Raw genomic sequence first — 18220 nt, 5'->3', positions numbered from 1 at the left:
AAGAAATTCACCAAGCAAAGCAAGTTGGGGCCGGACCACAACAAAGAGAAATGCGCTTCGCATTTCAACAAACAAAGCAAGCTATAGTGACTGAAGCTGTCTCCTAAGCAAGCGAGCCAATTATATGAATTATTGTAAATAAAGAAAAAAACCTAAGACATAATCATTATGTCTTAGGAACTTAACTATATATTGGTAACTAGGATTAAAAATATACTTATTCTAAGCTTTTTCAACCCTAATCAACCTTGCCAGGACGATATTACGAATTCATAATGGATTCTGTCCTGACTCTTTTTATATTATTTTGCGTCTTGAATCGCAAATGTTAATTCACAGCTACATGCAAGTTGCCCATCAACAGTCGCTTTTGCTGTACCTTTACCAATAGGACCTTTTATTTTAGTAATTTCAACTTCTAACATTAAAGTATCCCCTGGTGTTACTTGCTTTTTAAAACGACATTTATCTATACCTGCAAACAATGCGATTTTGCCTTTGTTTGCTTCACTGTTTAACATAGCAACTGCACCTGTTTGAGCTAGTGCTTCAGTTATTAGAACACCCGGCATCACTGCATAATCAGGAAAATGACCTTGGAAAAAAGGTTCATTACCTGAAACTTGTTTTAATCCTACACATCTTTTGCCTTCCTCATATTCAACTACTCTATCAATTAATAAAAAGGGTTGTCTATGGGGAATAATTTTTTTAATGTCATTATAATCGAATATTGTTTCCATAATTGAGCATCCTCCTAATAACTTATAGCTCTATTATTAAGCATTTATACGTTGTATATCTGCTCCTAATTCTTTTAATTTACCATGGAAGTTCACATAACCACGGTCTAAATGTTTAAGTTCAGTAACTTGTGTTGTACCATCTGCTACTAAACCAGCTAAAATAAGTGCTGCTGCAGCTCTTAAATCAGTTGCTTTAACCTGTGCACCTTGTAATTCACTTTTGCCTTCAATTTTAGCGTTACGACCTTCTACAGTAATATTGGCATTCATTCTTCTAAATTCTGCAACATGCATAAAACGATTTTCAAATACCGTTTCTGTAATAACTTTATGGCCCTCAGCTGTCAACAATAAAGCCATCATTTGTGATTGCATATCTGTAGGAAAACCTGGATGAGGTAACGTTTTCACATCAACAGGCTGTAATGTATCTGGCGCTGTTACACGTACACCTTCTTCGTCAAAGGCTAGTTGTACACCCATTTCTTCAAGTTTGTACACTAAGCTTGTCATATGTTCTTTAATAGCACCTCTTACATAAACGTCTCCTCGCGTTATTGCACCTGCAATAATCATTGTTCCAGCTTCAATGCGGTCTGGAATAATAGAATGAACAACTCCGGTTAATTTATTCACACCGTGAATTGTAATCGTATCAGTACCTGCGCCAGTAATTCTACCGCCCATTTCATTTATATAATTCGCTAAATCAACAATTTCTGGTTCTTTAGCTGCATTTTCAATCACAGATTTGCCATTAGCTAAAGATGCAGCCATTATAATATTTTGTGTAGCTCCTACGCTTGGAAAATCTAAATGAATATTAGCTCCTTGCAAGCCATTTTTTGCATTGGCATAAATATTTCCATTTTCCAAATGAATATCGGCACCTAAGGCTTCAAACCCTTTAATATGTTGCTCAATCGGTCTACTTCCAATAGCACAACCACCTGGTAAAGCTACAATTGCATGACCTAAACGCGCTAGCAGAGGTCCCATAACTAAGATACTTGCACGCATTTTACTTACATATTCATAAGGCGCCTCTTCATTTAATGTCGCAGTTGCATCAACAGTCACAGCATTTCCTGCAATATCATATGAAACATCAGCATTCAGTGTTGATAACACATTATTTATTGTTTCAACATCACTCAATTTGGGAACATTAATCAGTTTGCTAGTACCTTCTGTTGCCAATAATGATGCTGTTAGCACTGGTAATACTGCATTCTTAGCACCTTCTACTTGAACTTCTCCTGATAGGCGATGCCCACCTTTTATAACTATTCTATCCATACATATCCTCCACTTAAGACTACAATATACTTACTTTCATTTCCCTATATTTTATTATTCATTCATTAATTATAGCTATTTTTTCAAAAAAAATACAATTATCTACAAGACAGTCATCATTACTTTAATGACAGAATTTATAATAAAGAATTATAAGAATACTTTATTTTAACAAATATTTTACCTGTGTTGAATATTGCATTAAATCAATAATAAAATTGCTAACACTTGTACCTAACAAAATAGCAAAAAATATCATACAAATTTGAATTTGTCTTATATGCCCTTTTTTAAATAATTGTTCAAGTCTTAAAGCATTAAGTGCCCAATAAGCCACACAAATGCAGATGACGTGTAAAACCAAATGTACAACTGCAAATTGTCCTAAATAATTCATAGTTAACCTCTCTAATAATTATTCTGTAGTACATTGTACCTGAATTTGTTTAATAATGATACTATTCATTATTAAACAAATTAAAACACAAATTAAAAAGGTTTGGAAATACAGTTACTCTGTACTTCCAAACCTTTTTATTTTAAGTTAGCTACTCGTAATCTATTTTCTGCTCTAGCAAGTGCGCGTTGTGCGCGATAAATATCACTATTATCTTCATCATTCAAATGAGATTGGGCACGTTGCTTAGCCAATTTAGCTCTTTCTACGTCTATTTCTTCAGCTGTTTCAGCCGTTTGTACAATAACAGAAAGTTTATGTTGTCTAACTTCAACAAAGCCACCACTAACAGCTAAGTATTCAGAACCATTGTGAAATCTAACTTTGATATGGCCTGTTTTTAATGCGGCTACTGTCGGAATATGTCCACTCATGATACCCATTTCACCTGCTGTGGTTTGTAACACAACAAGTTCAACATCTTCTCTTTTGTAGACTGAACCATTAGGAGTGACAATATCTAGATTTAATGTATTCATTATCCATTCCTCCTAATTTGATTAGACTTCAACACCCATATCTTTAGCTTTTGCAAGTACATCTTCCATACTTCCAACTAAACGGAATGCATCTTCAGGAATATGATCATATTTACCATCAAGAATGCCTTTAAAATCCTGAACAGTTGTTTTAACTGGTACATAAGAGCCTTTTTGACCTGTAAATTGTTCAGCTACATGGAAGTTTTGAGATAAGAAGAACTGAATACGTCTTGCACGTTCAACCGTTTGTTTATCTTCTTCAGATAATTCATCCATACCTAAAATAGCAATAATATCTTGTAATTCTCTATATTTTTGTAACGTTGATTGCACTTGACGTGCTACATCATAGTGCTCTTGACCAACGATTGAAGGTTCTAATGCTCTTGATGTTGAAGCAAGTGGATCAACTGCTGGATAGATACCCATTTCGGTTAATTTACGTTCTAAGTTAGTCGTTGAGTCTAAGTGAGCAAATGCTGTCGCTGGCGCTGGGTCAGTATAGTCATCGGCTGGAACGAATACAGCTTGAATAGATGTTACAGAACCTTTATTTGTAGATGTAATTCTTTCTTGCAATTGTCCCATTTCTGTAGCCAATGTTGGTTGATAACCAACGGCAGATGGCATACGTCCAAGTAATGCAGATACTTCTGAACCTGCTTGTGTAAAACGGAATATATTATCGATAAACAGCAATACGTCTTGTCCTTGCTCGTCACGGAAATATTCAGCCATTGTTAAGGCAGATAACGCAACTCTCATACGTGCACCAGGTGGTTCATTCATTTGGCCAAATACCATCGCTGTTTTCTTAATTACGCCACTATCGCTCATTTCATAATATAAGTCATTACCTTCACGTGTACGTTCACCTACTCCGGCAAACACAGAAATACCACCATGTTCTTGAGCAATATTGTTGATTAATTCTTGAATTAATACCGTTTTACCTACTCCGGCACCACCAAACAATCCAACTTTACCACCTTTAATATATGGTGCTAATAAATCAACAACTTTAATACCAGTTTCAAGAATTTCTACTTCTGTAGATAATTCATCAAATTTAGGTGCTAGTCTATGAATTGGATCTCTACGCACAGAGTCATCTAGCTTTTCTTCTAAATCAATAGATTCTCCTAAAACGTTAAATACTCTTCCTAATGTTTCATCTCCAACAGGTACACTGATGTCTTTACCTGTGTTTTGAACTTCCATACCACGTTGAACACCATCAGTTGAATCCATTGCAATAGTACGTACAACATCGTCACCTAATTGCAAAGCAACTTCAAGTGTTAAACTGATTGTTGTATCACTTTTAGGAATTTCAACAATGAGCGCATTATTTATTTCAGGCACTTCATTATGTTCAAAACGGACATCAATTACAGGACCCATAACTTGAGTTACACGGCCAATTCCCATGTTGTTTCCTCCTTTAAATAATTATTCTAATGCAGCAGAACCACTTACGATTTCTGTAATTTGTTGCGTGATTTCAGCTTGTCTTGCTCTGTTATATTCTAATGATAAGTCGTCAATAAGTTCAGTAGCATTATCAGATGCATTTTTCATAGCAGTCATACGTGCCGCATGTTCACTTGCTTTGGCATCTAATATCGTGCCATATATTAAGCTTTCTACATATTGAGGTAAAATAACGCTTAATATTGCTTCTTTATCAGGTTCAAATTCGTATGATGACATTTGACCTTGGCCTTGACTAGAATCTTCTTGAGATAAAGGTAGAACTTGTTTAACCGTTGGCTTATTCTCAAGAACACTGACATAATGGCTATGATAAATTTTAAGTTCGTCGATATGTCCTTCCGTATACAAATCAATTGCATGTTTTGCAATGGATTGTATCGATTTAAAAGAAGGTTGGTCTGGAACATCTACAAGTGAATCTTCAATGTCATAATTCCGTGTTTTAAGAAAGTCTACACCTATTTGACCTAAAGCCACAATTGAATATTCACTGGCATCCGCGTGCTTGCTAGTAATATCGTTAACTAATTTTTTTAGTACGTTAGCACTATAGGCACCGGCTAAGCCTTTATCACTAGTTATAACTAGATAGCCTGTACGGTGTACTTCGCGAGGTCGCAACATAGGATGACTTGAATTTGAATTAGCACCTGCAATCGCAGTTATAGCATCTTGCATTTTTTCCATATAAGGTTGAAACTGTTTCGTATTCTTTTCCGCTCTACGCAATTTAGAACTTGAAACCATGTTCATTGCCTTAGTAATTTGTTTCATTTTCTTAGTCGATTTAATTCGACCATCAATTTCCTTTAGAGAAGCCATTATCTCACCACCTTTTCGAACTTAACTTTAATTATTCTGATTTACTGAAACTTTTCTTGAATTCATTAATCGCTTGTTCAAATTTTTCACCGTCAGGTAATGATTTTGTTTCTCTAATTTCACTTAACAATTCAGCCGCATTCGATTTAGCCCATTGATTTAATTCATCTTCAAAACGAATAATATCTTCAACAGGAATATCATCTAAATATCCTTTAGTAAGTGCATAAATAATCAAAACTTGATTCTCTACTGGAAGCGGCTTGTTTTGGTCTTGTTTTAATACTTCTACCGTACGTTTACCACGTTCTAATTTGCGTGCTGTAAATTCATCTAAGTCAGAACCAAATTGAGCAAATGATTCTAATTCTCTATATGAAGCTAAATCAAGACGTAACGTTCCGGCAACTTTCTTCATTGCTTTGATTTGAGCAGAACCACCTACACGAGATACGGATTGTCCTGCATTAATCGCTGGTCGCACACCTGAGAAGAATAAATCTGATTGTAAAAAGATTTGTCCATCTGTAATTGAAATTACGTTAGTTGGTACATATGCTGAAATATCCCCAGCTTGTGTTTCGATAATTGGTAAAGCCGTAATTGAACCGCCACCCAATGTATCATTTAATTTAGCTGCACGTTCTAATAATCTACTATGTAGATAGAAAACGTCACCTGGATAAGCTTCACGACCTGGCGGACGACGTAATAATAATGATAATTCACGATATGCAGCGGCTTGTTTTGTTAAATCATCATATACAATTAAGACGTCTTTACCATTAAACATAAACTCTTCACCCATGGCTACGCCAGAATAAGGTGCAATATATAATAATGGTGCTGGTTCAGCTGCAGAAGCTGAGACGATAATTGTATAATCTAAAGCACCAGCTTGTCTTAATTTTTCAACGTTCGCTCTCACTGTAGAATCTTTTTGACCAATAGCTACGTAAATACAAATAGTATCTTGGCCTTTTTGATTCAAGATTGTATCTATTGCAATTGTCGTTTTACCAGTTTGACGGTCACCAATGATTAATTCACGTTGACCTTTACCAATAGGAACTAGCGCATCAATCGCTTTAATTCCTGTTTGTAATGGTTCATCAACTGATTTACGGTCCATTACACCTGTTGCTTTTTGTTCTACTGGACGTGTTTTATCCGTATTTACTGGACCTTGCCCATCAATAGGTTGACCCAATGGATTTACGACACGACCAATTAATTCGTCACCAACTGGAACTTCCATGATACGTCCTGTACGTTTAACCTCATCACCTTCAGTGATATCAGTATATGGTCCTAAAATTACAACCCCTACATTTGATTCTTCAAGGTTTTGTGCTAAACCAAGTACGCCATTTTGGAATTCTACTAACTCACCAGCCATAACATCGTTTAGTCCGTGAATTAATGCAATACCGTCACCGATTTGAAGAACGGTACCAACATCAGTTACTGAGACTTCAGACTCATAATTTTCGATTTGTGAGCGAAGTAATGCACTGATTTCTTCAGCTTTAATGGCCATCTATGTCACTCCTCTTTTATTAATTCGATCTTTTAAATTTCGTTGTTAATTGTTGAAGGTCATTTTTAACACTGCCATCAATAACAGTTGTTCCAACCTTCACGCGTATACCACCAATTAATTCCGGATTAATTTTAGTAGTAAGTATAACGTGAGATAAATTCATTTGTTGTGTAATCACTTTCTCAATTTGAGCAAGTTCCTCTTCATCAAGTTCATATACTGATTCTACTTCTGCAAAATCTTGATTATATTTCTTGTTGTATAGTTTTTGAAATGAACTAAAAATATCATTTATTAAAGCTAAATGACGATTATTCGCTAACACAAACATCATATTTTTCAAATAGTCATTTACTTCACCAAAAACATTAACTGCAAACGTATGTCTGTCCCTTGCAGAGCGTGTAGGATTTTCATCGAAAGCTTTTAATTCATCAATTTGTGTGCTAGCCACATTACTGACAGTTTTAAATTCATTAAATATATCATCTAAGATATCTTGGTCAACTGATACATCAAATAGGGCTTTGGCGTATTTTTGTGCTACATTTGCCATTATTTATCGCCTGCCTCTTTTATATACTTATCAACTAACGCTTTTTGATCTTGTTCTGAGATTTCTTTTTGGAGTACTTTAGAAGCAATTAATACTGATAGTTCAGATACTTGATTGTTGATATCAGCTAATGCACGTTCTTTTTGACTGTTGATTTCGCTTTGTGCGGTTTCAATCATGCCATTCGCTCGTACGTTGGCTTCATGAATAATCTCTTCTTGTTGCTTACGCGCTTGAACTTTCGCGTCTTCAAGAATACGTTGTACTTCTTCTTGTGTCTCTTTTAATGTTTTTTGATTTTCTTCTTCAAGTTTTTGAGCATTTTCTTTTGCTTGTTCAGCGTCATCAATATCTTTATTAATGTCTCGCTCACGTTTATCCATTACTTCTTTTAATGGACCCCAAGCAAATTTTTTCAAAAGTGCTAATAAAATGGCGAAAGTAGCTAATGTTACAATAATTGTTCCCCATTCCACATCTTTGATTGCTGCACCAAAAACGAATGTGTGAGTTAAAGCAGTCACGGCATATGACACTCCTTTCGTTAATAATCATCACTTGGTCATCAAATAAAATGAATGGCGAAGGTCAAAGAGACTTCGCCTTTAGTGCTTCTTATCTAAATAATGTCATGAATGCAATAACTACACCAATGATTGGCAAAGCTTCAACTAAACCGATACCGATAAACATAATACTCATCAATTGACCACGCGCTTCTGGTTGACGTGCTACACCTTCAACTGTTCTAGAAACGATAAGTCCGTTACCAATACCTGCACCTAGTGCTGATAGACCGATTGCAATTGCTGCTGCGATTAAACCCATATTAATAATTCCTCCTAAAATTTGTTAGTTATTAGTGTGCGTCCGATACTTTATGGGACATATAAACCATTGAAAGCATAATGAAAATATATGCTTGGATAGTTCCAACAAAGATTGAGAATCCTTGCCAGATGATTAAGCCAGGTAAACTAATGATCCAACCCCAATGTGGTTGTTGGAATACAAGTCCTGCTAATAAGGATAACAGTAACTCCCCAGCAAAAATGTTACCGTACAAACGAAGACCAAGTGTTAACGTAGATGAAAACTCTTCAAAGACGTTTATAATTACAAGTGGCCAGAACGGCTTAAAATAATTGCCAACATAAGCTTTACCACCGCGCATCTTAACACCATAGTAATGTGTGAGTAAAATCATCATGGTAGACAACGTCAGTGTTACAGTCGCGTCTGCTGTTGGTGATTTCCACCACAAGTAATGCTCATGTGTCACGATAGAGAATGGTAATCCTAACATGTTGGCAACAAAGATGAATAATATCAATGTGACTGCTAAGAAGTGGAATTGACCACCTTTTTTCCATGCTAAATTACTTTCTATAATACCTCTGACAAAATCAAAAACCCATTCAATAAAATTTTGTTTACCTGTAGGTCTCTTTTGTAGATTACGCGTACAGATGATAGCTATAAGGAACACAATTGCAGCGGTAATCACTAACATTAAAATGCTAGACAAGTTAAAAACAATATCGAAACCGAATACGTCCCAACTTACCTTTGGTGATTTATGATCCATAATCTCACCTCTTTCACTTTTAAATTTTACTCCCTTACAAGTAGAGGGCGAAGTATGATTAAAACATAAGAAATCATAAGACCTACTACAACACCAAGAATATTCATTTCATCCTTAAATAAATACCAGAAGGCACAAACGACAAGTGCAACTAAATAACGCCAAACGCTGCCCGTTGAAATATGTATTGTATCCGGTTGTTTCGCTCGCGCTAAGTAAATTTCAAAGATGAAGGTATTTATTAAAGAACCTATTAAACCAAGAATCATACCTAGAATATATGGTGAAGACCATATTAGATACAAAATATACAATATTATCAATGAATAAAGATAATATTGTATAAATTGTTTAAAAATGAAGCTAAAACGCAACATTAAAGTGTGCCTCCAAACAACTTATATCAACCATGTAAACCGTTCCACTCATACAATCTCAATAATAATATAGTAAACAATTGTGTGTCAATTCTATTCATAGAGATGTTACAAATGACATCGTTTACGACACAAAACCGACACATTTAATCATCTTTTTTAGCAAATTCTAAGGCTGTTTGGTCAATATTGCTAAAAGTCATGTGGCAACCCTTTTAGTTAACACTAGTTCACTTGCTAACGACACGTATTAACATCAGTCATAACTAACTACCAGTTACTATTTTGTACCAAACAATCTATCTCCAGCATCGCCTAAACCTGGTGTAATATAAGCTTTGTCATTTAGTTTTTCATCTAAAGCTGCAATGTAAATATCCACATCATCGTGTGCTTCTTTCATTTTTTCTACACCTTCTGGCGCAGCAATCAAGCACATAAATCTAATATTTTTGGCTCCGCGTTTTTTCAATGAAGTAATTGCTTCAATAGCAGATGCACCTGTAGCTAACATTGGATCTACAACGATTATTTGACGTTCATCGATATCTTGTGGCAGTTTAACAAAATATTCTACTGCTTTTAATGTTTGTGGATCTCTATATAGTCCAATATGTCCCACTCTTGCAGCTGGAACTAAAGATAAAACACCATCCGTCATACCTAGGCCTGCGCGCAAAATAGGTACAACAGCTAGCTTTTTCCCAGCTAAACGTTTAGCGGTCATTTTTGTAACTGGCGTTTCTATTTCTACATCTTGTAACTCTAAGTCTCTTGTTACTTCATACGCCATGAGCATACCTACTTCATCCACAAGCTCTCTAAATTCTTTTGTTCCGGTATTTACATCACGAATATAACTCAATTTATGTTGAATTAACGGATGATCAAATACGTGTACTTTACTCATTTACATTTCCTCCAGTTAAACTTATTCGTACAACGGGTGTTTAGCAGTTAATGCACTCACACGTTTTGTTGCTTCTTTTATTTTCTCTGCATCATTGGGATTTTTTAGTACAAGACTCATGATTAGTGCAACTTCCTTGATAGCGTCGGTATCAAATCCTCGAGTCGTCACTGCTGGTGTACCTAATCTGATTCCACTTGTTACAAATGCTTTCTCTTGATCAAATGGGATTGTGTTTTTATTACAAGTAATACCAACGGAATCGAGTAATGATTCGGCTTCCTTACCAGTAATGTTGACCGAGCCCTTAACATCTACTGCAACTAAATGATTATCCGTGCCTCCTGACACAATTCTAAAACCTTCTTGTTGTAATGTTTCTGCCAAAACACGCGCGTTATCAATCACTTGTTGTTGATATGCTTTAAAATTCTGATTCAATGCTTCACCAAACGCTACGGCTTTTGCCGCAATGACATGTTGTAATGGGCCACCTTGAATACCAGGAAAGATTACTTTGTCTATGTCTTTTTTATATTCTTCCTTACACAATATTAAGCCACCACGAGGTCCTCTTAATGTTTTATGAGTAGTTGTTGTTACAAAATCTGCATATGGTACAGGATTGGGATGCAAACCAACAGCTACCAGACCTGCAATATGTGCCATATCAACCATTAATTTTGCACCAACTTCATCAGCAATTTCTTTGAACTTTTTAAAATCAATTGTTCTTGAATAAGCTGATGTACCGGCAACGATTAATTTGGGTTGATGTTGCACTGCGAGTTGTCGAATCGCTTCATAATCAAGCAATTCTGTTTCCTCATTCACACCATATTCAACAAAATTGTAAAATTGACCACTAAAATTGACGGGAGACCCATGTGTTAAGTGACCACCGTGACTCAAATTCATTCCTAAAACTGTATCTCCCATGTTTAAAGCTACAAGATATACTGCCATATTGGCTTGTGAACCTGAATGCGGCTGTACATTAACATGTTCGGCTCCAAACAATGCTTTAGCACGTTCAATTGCTATCGTTTCAGTTACATCCACATATTCACAACCACCATAATAACGTCGCCCTGGATAACCTTCAGCATACTTGTTCGTCAACACTGAACCTTGCGCTTCCATAACAGCTTCTGAAACAAAATTTTCAGAGGCAATTAATTCAATGTTATTATTTTGACGATTATATTCACTTTGTATGGCATCAAAAATGGCTTTATCTTGCTTTTCGATATAAGACATAGCACTACCCTTCTTTCATCAACTATTCATATTTCGCTCTTTCTCCACCAATCTTTTTAGGACGTGAAGTTGCAATCGTTACAACTGCTTCACCAATTTTGTCAACAGTTGTACGCACTGGCACACACACGTGTTTCACATGCATACCAATAAGTGTTTGACCAATATCAATACCCTTAGGCACTGTAATGTGTTCAACAACGATAGGATCTTGCATGTGACGATAGGCATATGTTGCAAGGCTACCTCCAGCATGGACATCTGGCACCACTGTCACTTCTTCCATTGTAAGTGGATTGAAATTTTTGCGTTCAATGGTAATAGCTCTATTGATGTGTTCACAGCCTTGAAAGGCAAATGATACACCCGTTTCTTCTTGAACTTGCTGCAATTGAGTAAATATTTCTTGTGCTACTTCCATTGAGCCAACTGAACCTATTTTCTCACCTAACACTTCCGATGTTGAACAACCAATAACAACGATTTCCCCCTTTTTGAAAAAGGATTGGGATTTTAATTCGCTTAATAATATTGTTAACTCTTGCATTTTAAAAACACCCACCTTTTGCATAAAATAAAAAGGAACATAGCAATTTGCTATACTCCTTTATTATAACTTATTTCTTTACCAACATATACTAATTGTAAAAGATTTTTACACAAGCTTATCCTTAACTATCTTGTTAATTTTACGCGCTAATTGTTGGTATGTTTCTTCATAAACATCTAACGATAAACCATATGGATCCTTGATATCTCCTGTTTCTTGTACAAAATGAGATAATGTATCCATTTGAGGATACGAGCCAAACGATTGGATTAATAATCCAAGATGTTCCTGTGTCATAGTTAATATAAGGTCTGCAGTTAAATCATCTTTAGTAAAAGGCTGCGCATTTGTAGGCAATTCCAAATGATGTTTTTCAAGTATTGTTTGGGCATGTTTAGAAATTGTTTGTTGTGGCACAGCAAACAAACCTCTAGATTCTATCTGATGCTCTGGTAAAAGATGCTTCGCTATGCTCTCCGCCATCGGACTTCGACATGTATTACCTGTACAGACAAAAATAATTCTCATTGCTCTCACTCACCTATCATTCTATTCGCAGCGGCTTTTAGCATACGATTCATAATAGCTTGCGTGCCATCATTAATATCAAAACCATAAATATAGGCCTTGTGAACATGATCCATGTTATCTAAGTCATGTAAAATTTTATATAAATTATGATTAGCTGTTTTAATATCCTGGTCATCTTTGCACAAAGGTATAAATAGGCTTTCAGAAGGTATTTGTTGGCGATAGACTTCAGGAAAAATGAATGCAGCATGTTCCTTGTCCATGATTTCTGGTATATGTTTACCCTTCATTTTTACAATCGTCACTGGTGTGTCAGGTGCATAATGTTTATACTTCATGCCTGGTGCAATGGGCCGAACCATATCATTATAATTACTGTCAACAACTGCATCAGGCAAAATTGCGTTAATCATAGACTGCGTAATCGCCCCAGGTCTTGCTATTTTAAACGGATATGTAGTGCAGTCTAAAACTGTACTTTCTAATCCTTCTTCACTTTGATCGCCATTAATAATACCGTCGATTTTTCCATTTAAATCATGGTAAACATGGTCAAATGTTGTTGGAGATGGTTTCCCACTCGTATTCGCGCTCGGCGCAGCTATAGGTAAATCAACATATTTCAAAATAGCTCTCCCAATTGGATGACTTGGCATTCTAACTGCAATTGAATCTAAACCACCAGTGACTTTTTCACATAAATAGCCTCTTTTTAAAGGTAAAATAAATGAGATAGGACCAGGCCAAAAATAATTCATTAGTATTTGTACTTTATCGGTTATTGTTTCAATAAAAGGCGTTAATTGTTGCTGGTCATAGATATGAACAATTAATGGATTATCACTAGGTCTACCCTTTGCCTCATAAATCTTTGTTACTGCCTCTTGATCCTTTGCATTAGCACCTAACCCATAGACTGTCTCAGTTGGAAGCGCGATTAACCCACCTTGTTCATATACATGCTTAATTTCATCTAAGTATGGATAATCCTCGCTATGATGACTATATTGACGCATATCCCAAATTTGTGTCTTCATCGTTCTATCAAATCCTTTATCATTAATTATAATAAAAAGGTTTTAACTAAGTTTATCAAACATCCCTCGGTACTGTTAGTCTTTCACCTATATCCACTTAAATGAGACAATTCGATCTAAACCATTTATGTCTTTCGTTACCTTAACGTCTAACTTTGGATAACGTTGTAATACAAGTTGTTTTAATTGAAGACCTTGCTGATAACCAATTTCAAAGGTTACAAACGCATCTTCATTTAATACTTTTGGTAAGTCATCTAAAATCGCTTCGTAGATTGCAAAACCGTTATTTTCTGCAAATAGTGCATGATGCGGTTCGTATTTTAAAACTGTATTTGTCATTTGACATGTTTCTTTTTCACTAATGTATGGTGGATTAGAGATTAAGCCATCAACTTTTATATTCTTTTGAATCAGTGGCTTTAACACCTCACCTTGCATAAAGATAATATCAGCGTCTAAATAACTTGCGTTTTCTTGTGCAATAGTCAAGGTCTCTTTATATAAATCAGTGGCAATGACTTTCAATTGCGGATTGAGCTTTTTGATCGTAATAGCGATTGCACCACTTCCAGTTCCCACATCAACTATGCTTCCTTGAGAATGACAACCATTAAGAAAATGGAGCATTACCTCCTCAGTCTCCGGTCTAGGAATCAAACAGTTTTCATTAACCTTAAACGGATAACCATAAAACGACTGAAAACCAACTATGTACTGTATTGGTTCACCTAATAGCATACGTTGCACAGCCAAATTGAATTTGGTTTCTTGTGCAATAGTCATTTCATCATACATATGCATTAAATAATCTGTTCTCGTCCAATGAAACAAATCTAGCATTAACCATTCTGCACGTGACTGTTCAAACCCTTTTTGTGAGGTTGATTGGATTGTTTCTGTTAACTTATCTTTAAAGTTCACCATTGTTAAGTTCTTTCAGCTTTTCAGTTTGTTCAGAAAGCGTTAAAGCATCTATAATTTCATCTAATTTACCTTCCATAATTTGATCTAGTTTTTGAAGTGTCAATCCAATTCTATGATCAGTGACCCTACTTTGTGGATAGTTGTAGGTTCTAACACGCTCTGAACGGTCTCCTGTTCCGACAGCTGATTTACGCTGTGCTGCATATTTTTGTTGCTCTTCTTGTAACTTCATATCATACAAACGAGCTTTTAATACTTTAAGTGCTTTTTCCCTATTTTGAATTTGAGATTTTTCTGATGATGTGGCAATGACACCTGTAGGAATATGTGTGATTCTTACTGCTGAATCTGTCGTATTAACGTGTTGCCCCCCTGCACCACTGGAACGATACGTATCAATTTTCAAATCTTCATTGCGAATTTCAATTTCTACATCTTCTACTTCAGGTAATACTGCAACTGTTGCTGTAGACGTATGAATTCTACCACCTGACTCTGTTTCAGGAACACGTTGAACACGATGTGCGCCATTTTCAAATTTAAGTTTGCTATATGCTCCAGCACCTGATACTTGGAAGCTGACCTCTTTGTAACCACCATGATCACTCTCTGTTGCTTCAACTACTTCTGTTCTAAATCCGTTTGCTTCTGCATATTTCGTATACATTCTCATTAAATCGCCAGCAAAAATTGCCGCTTCATCTCCACCGGCTGCCGCACGTATTTCAACGATTACATCTTTGTCATCATTTGGATCTTTAGGGATTAACAAGAATTTTAATTTTTCTTCAAGTAAAGGCAAGGCATCTTTCAAATTAGAGCTCTCTTCTTTTAACATTTCAATTTCTTCTTTATCATCCGTTTCAGATAACATATCTTCTATATCTGATAATTCTTCTTTTTTATTTTTGTATTCTCGATAAACATCAACTGTTTTTTGTAACTCGGCCTGCTCCTTAGAATACTTTCTTAATTTATCCGCGTTATTTACAACGTCTGGATCACTTAACATCTCATTTAATTGTTCATATCGTTCCTCAACAATATCTAGTTGATCAAACACTACAATTCCTCCTTCTCATCATCACTTGGTGCTATAATATGATGCGCTCTACATCTTGGTTCATAACTTTCATTAGCCCCAACGAGTATAATAGGGTCATCTATTTTAGCCGGTTGGCCATTTATCAATCGCTGAGTTCGGCTTGATGGCGAACCACAAACTGCGCAAACAGCTTGTAATTTCGTAACTTGCTCGCTGACCGCTAATAGTTTTGGCATTGGCTCAAATGGTTCACCTTTAAAATCCATGTCTAACCCTGCAACAATAACTCTATGTCCATTTTCAGCTAGTTGCTCAGCTATATCAACAATTTGATCATCAAAAAACTGTACTTCATCGATACCTATCACATCAACATTCGTTAAATCTTGTGATAATATTTCTTTGGCAGCTACAATATTAATTGCTTCAATAGCATTACCATTATGTGATACCACTTTTTCTTTATGGTAGCGATTATCGATTGCTGGTTTGAACACAACTACTTTTTGTTTAGCATAAATTCCTCTACGAAGTCGACGAATCAGCTCTTCTGATTTACCGCTAAACATGCTACCAGTTATACACTCAATCCACCCAGAGTGATATGTCTCATACATGTTAGTTCCACCCTTTTTTAAAAACATAATCGCTTAATTATATCATATTTTACTACTACAAGTTATTCAGAATTTAATTAAATTTATTCAATTATATAAACTTTAGCACGATTACAATATCGTACTTAGATATGTAAAAATACAAAAAACTGTCTGCATCTCTTTATAGATAGATTACGCAGACAGTTGATATTCACTATTAGTTGTTGTTTGATTTGAGACCAAACTTTTTGTTGAATCGTTCCACACGACCATCCGCAGCAGCGAATTTTTGACGTCCTGTGTAGAAAGGATGTGAATCAGAAGAAATGTCTAAACGAATAACTGGGTATTCATTTCCATCTTCCCATTTCATTGTTTCTGATGAAGTCTTAGTAGAACCACTTAAAAATTTGAAGTCTGTAGTAGTATCTAAAAAGATAACTTTGTGATATTCAGGATGAATTCCTTGTTTCATTATTTTCAGCTCCTTTGCCCTGAACCATCTGGAACAGAGTTATTTGTGAGTTTTTACCCAATACTTGATAAGTATAATAGCTTTGATACTAAAACGCAACCCTTTAAAGCAGATTATTAAATAATTGGTTTTCCTGTTTTAGTACTTTCTTTTGCAGCTTGCTGTAATTGCTCAAAAAATTCTTTGTTTGATTTAGAACGTTTTAACTTACGAATAAATCGCTCAGTAAAATCAGTTGAATCTGTAAACATATTGCGCAATTGCCATAATGAATCCAACTCTGATTTACTAATAAGCAATTCTTCTTTACGTGTTGAGCTTCGTCCAATATCAATAGCAGGGAATACACGACGTTCTGCTAATTTTCTGTCTAAGTGAAGTTCCATATTACCAGTACCTTTAAACTCTTCGTAAATCATATCGTCCATTCGTGATCCCGTATCTACTAAAGCTGTCGCTAAAATGGTTAAACTGCCACCAGCTTCTATATTACGTGCAGCACCAAAGAAAGCTTTTGGCTTATGCAACGAAGCTGGGTCTAATCCACCAGATAAAGTACGGCCACTAGGAGGTATAACTAAGTTGTATGCTCTTGCTAGACGTGTAATGGAATCCATGAGAATGATAACATCTTCCCCTATCTCAACTAAACGCTTAGCACGTTCTAATAAAAGTTCAGCAACTTTAGTATGGTGTTCTGGAGGTTCGTCAAACGTCGAGTTTACTACTTCAGCAGATTCCACTGATCGTTCAATGTCAGTGACTTCTTCAGGACGTTCACCTACAAGTAAAATAAATAATTTTGCTTCAGGTTTATTCACACTAATTGCATTAGCTATTTCTTTTAATAACGATGTTTTACCAGCTTTGGGTGGTGCAACAATAAGTCCACGTTGACCAAGGCCAATTGGTGTAACTAAATCCATAATTCTTGTTGAATAGTTGTGAGAATCAGTTTCTAAAATGATACGTTCTTCCGGATAAAGTGGAGTTAAAGCTTGGAAGTGAGGACGTTTTTTTACTTCTTCGGCGTTCTGATCATTGACGAAATCTACTTGTAATAGACCATAATACTTTTCATTATCTTTTGGCTTTCTAACTTTCCCAGTCACCTTGTCGCCACGTTTAATTTCAAAGCGACGAATTTGGCTCGCAGATATGTAAATATCTTTTTCCCCTTTTGAATAGTTGACTGTTCTTAAAAAACCATAACCATCTGGCTGGATATCATCTAAAATACCCTCCATGTAATAATTCCCATCTTTTTCCATCTGGGCTTCCATAATGGCTAATACTAATTCTTTTTTATTTAATTTACTGTAATTAGATAACTTTAAATCTTTTGCTTTTTGCGTTAAATCTTTCGTTGTATAATTTTTATAGAGTTCATGAAATGACTCATATTGCGGTGATGTTCTTAATCTTTCAGGCATAGATTGCACCCATTTCATTATATTTTTATAAACGCCAAAAACAAAATGACGTTAAACACTAGATTAAATATAGCAAATTTTCATTT

The 18220-nt window shown here is 35.5% G+C and carries 22 protein-coding genes; all 22 read right to left on the bottom strand.

The features are described from left to right. Nucleotides 1–302: 302 nt before the first annotated feature. Nucleotides 303–743 carry a 3-hydroxyacyl-ACP dehydratase FabZ gene (gene fabZ / locus HMPREF2597_RS00795; protein WP_002461222.1) on the bottom strand — a complete coding sequence of 147 codons (441 nt, stop codon included), beginning with the start codon at nt 741–743 and terminating at the stop codon, nt 303–305. Nucleotides 744–779: 36 nt separating this feature from the next. Beyond that, nucleotides 780–2045 carry a UDP-N-acetylglucosamine 1-carboxyvinyltransferase gene (gene murA, locus HMPREF2597_RS00790; RefSeq protein WP_002461223.1) on the bottom strand — a complete coding sequence of 422 codons (1266 nt, stop codon included), beginning with the start codon at nt 2043–2045 and terminating at the stop codon, nt 780–782. Nucleotides 2046–2208: 163 nt separating this feature from the next. Continuing rightward, nucleotides 2209–2442 carry a DUF1146 family protein gene (locus HMPREF2597_RS00785; protein WP_002478965.1) on the bottom strand — a complete coding sequence of 78 codons (234 nt, stop codon included), beginning with the start codon at nt 2440–2442 and terminating at the stop codon, nt 2209–2211. A 137-nt stretch (nt 2443–2579) separates the two neighbouring features. Then, a complete protein-coding gene (locus HMPREF2597_RS00780; RefSeq protein ID WP_002461226.1) occupies nt 2580–2981 on the bottom strand; it encodes a F0F1 ATP synthase subunit epsilon in 402 nt (133 codons plus the stop codon). 21 nt (nt 2982–3002) lie between these two features. Beyond that, nucleotides 3003–4415 carry a F0F1 ATP synthase subunit beta gene (gene atpD, locus HMPREF2597_RS00775; protein ID WP_002461227.1) on the bottom strand — a complete coding sequence of 471 codons (1413 nt, stop codon included), beginning with the start codon at nt 4413–4415 and terminating at the stop codon, nt 3003–3005. 21 nt (nt 4416–4436) lie between these two features. Next, complete coding sequence (gene atpG, locus HMPREF2597_RS00770) at nt 4437–5303, bottom strand: ATP synthase F1 subunit gamma (RefSeq protein ID WP_002461229.1); 867 nt, start codon at nt 5301–5303, stop codon at nt 4437–4439. 31 nt (nt 5304–5334) lie between these two features. Next, on the bottom strand, nt 5335–6843 hold the full coding sequence (gene atpA / locus HMPREF2597_RS00765; protein WP_002461230.1) for a F0F1 ATP synthase subunit alpha: 1509 nt from the start codon (nt 6841–6843) through the stop codon (nt 5335–5337). A 19-nt stretch (nt 6844–6862) separates the two neighbouring features. Then, on the bottom strand, nt 6863–7402 hold the full coding sequence (locus HMPREF2597_RS00760) for a F0F1 ATP synthase subunit delta (protein ID WP_002478964.1): 540 nt from the start codon (nt 7400–7402) through the stop codon (nt 6863–6865). Next, nucleotides 7402–7926, bottom strand: coding sequence for a F0F1 ATP synthase subunit B (locus HMPREF2597_RS00755; RefSeq protein ID WP_002461233.1), 525 nt, complete (start codon nt 7924–7926; stop codon nt 7402–7404). The genes HMPREF2597_RS00760 and HMPREF2597_RS00755 overlap by 1 nt, the downstream gene beginning before the upstream one ends. 91 nt (nt 7927–8017) lie before the next feature. Continuing rightward, nucleotides 8018–8230, bottom strand: coding sequence for a F0F1 ATP synthase subunit C (gene atpE, locus HMPREF2597_RS00750; protein ID WP_002478963.1), 213 nt, complete (start codon nt 8228–8230; stop codon nt 8018–8020). 31 nt (nt 8231–8261) lie between these two features. Next, nucleotides 8262–8990 carry a F0F1 ATP synthase subunit A gene (gene atpB, locus HMPREF2597_RS00745; protein ID WP_002478962.1) on the bottom strand — a complete coding sequence of 243 codons (729 nt, stop codon included), beginning with the start codon at nt 8988–8990 and terminating at the stop codon, nt 8262–8264. A gap of 26 nt (nt 8991–9016) precedes the next feature. Then, nucleotides 9017–9367: an ATP synthase subunit I gene (locus HMPREF2597_RS00740; RefSeq protein WP_002478961.1), complete on the bottom strand. Its 351-nt coding sequence runs from the start codon at nt 9365–9367 to the stop codon at nt 9017–9019. A 280-nt stretch (nt 9368–9647) separates the two neighbouring features. After that, the gene (upp, locus tag HMPREF2597_RS00735; RefSeq protein WP_002461237.1) at nt 9648–10277 is read right to left on the bottom strand and encodes a uracil phosphoribosyltransferase; all 630 of its coding nucleotides are present in this window, start codon (nt 10275–10277) and stop codon (nt 9648–9650) included. Nucleotides 10278–10298: 21 nt separating this feature from the next. Then, a complete protein-coding gene (glyA, locus tag HMPREF2597_RS00730) occupies nt 10299–11537 on the bottom strand; it encodes a serine hydroxymethyltransferase (RefSeq protein ID WP_002478960.1) in 1239 nt (412 codons plus the stop codon). A gap of 22 nt (nt 11538–11559) precedes the next feature. After that, nucleotides 11560–12084, bottom strand: coding sequence for a TIGR01440 family protein (locus tag HMPREF2597_RS00725; protein ID WP_002478959.1), 525 nt, complete (start codon nt 12082–12084; stop codon nt 11560–11562). 108 nt (nt 12085–12192) lie between these two features. After that, a complete protein-coding gene (locus HMPREF2597_RS00720) occupies nt 12193–12615 on the bottom strand; it encodes a low molecular weight protein arginine phosphatase (protein ID WP_002478958.1) in 423 nt (140 codons plus the stop codon). Between the two features lie 5 nt (nt 12616–12620). Beyond that, nucleotides 12621–13655 carry an L-threonylcarbamoyladenylate synthase gene (locus tag HMPREF2597_RS00715; RefSeq protein WP_002478957.1) on the bottom strand — a complete coding sequence of 345 codons (1035 nt, stop codon included), beginning with the start codon at nt 13653–13655 and terminating at the stop codon, nt 12621–12623. Between the two features lie 87 nt (nt 13656–13742). Continuing rightward, entirely contained in the window at nt 13743–14582 is an 840-nt protein-coding gene (gene prmC / locus HMPREF2597_RS00710) for a peptide chain release factor N(5)-glutamine methyltransferase (RefSeq protein WP_070817108.1), read from the bottom strand. Beyond that, nucleotides 14569–15645, bottom strand: coding sequence for a peptide chain release factor 1 (gene prfA, locus HMPREF2597_RS00705; RefSeq protein WP_002461245.1), 1077 nt, complete (start codon nt 15643–15645; stop codon nt 14569–14571). The genes prmC and prfA overlap by 14 nt, the downstream gene beginning before the upstream one ends. Next, a complete protein-coding gene (locus tag HMPREF2597_RS00700) occupies nt 15645–16244 on the bottom strand; it encodes a thymidine kinase (RefSeq protein ID WP_002478955.1) in 600 nt (199 codons plus the stop codon). Before HMPREF2597_RS00700 ends, prfA begins: the two co-directional genes overlap by 1 nt. Before the next feature lie 199 nt (nt 16245–16443). Beyond that, nucleotides 16444–16701: a type B 50S ribosomal protein L31 gene (locus tag HMPREF2597_RS00695; protein WP_002461247.1), complete on the bottom strand. Its 258-nt coding sequence runs from the start codon at nt 16699–16701 to the stop codon at nt 16444–16446. Nucleotides 16702–16817: 116 nt separating this feature from the next. After that, nucleotides 16818–18134, bottom strand: a complete 1317-nt coding sequence (gene rho / locus HMPREF2597_RS00690) for a transcription termination factor Rho (RefSeq protein WP_002478954.1) — start codon at nt 18132–18134, stop codon at nt 16818–16820. Nucleotides 18135–18220 lie beyond the last annotated feature (86 nt).

The organism is Staphylococcus sp. HMSC063A07 (genome assembly GCF_001836955.1).
GTDB classification, from domain to species: Bacteria; Bacillota; Bacilli; order Staphylococcales; family Staphylococcaceae; genus Staphylococcus; species Staphylococcus lugdunensis.
This window is presented reverse-complemented; position numbering and strand designations above follow the sequence as displayed.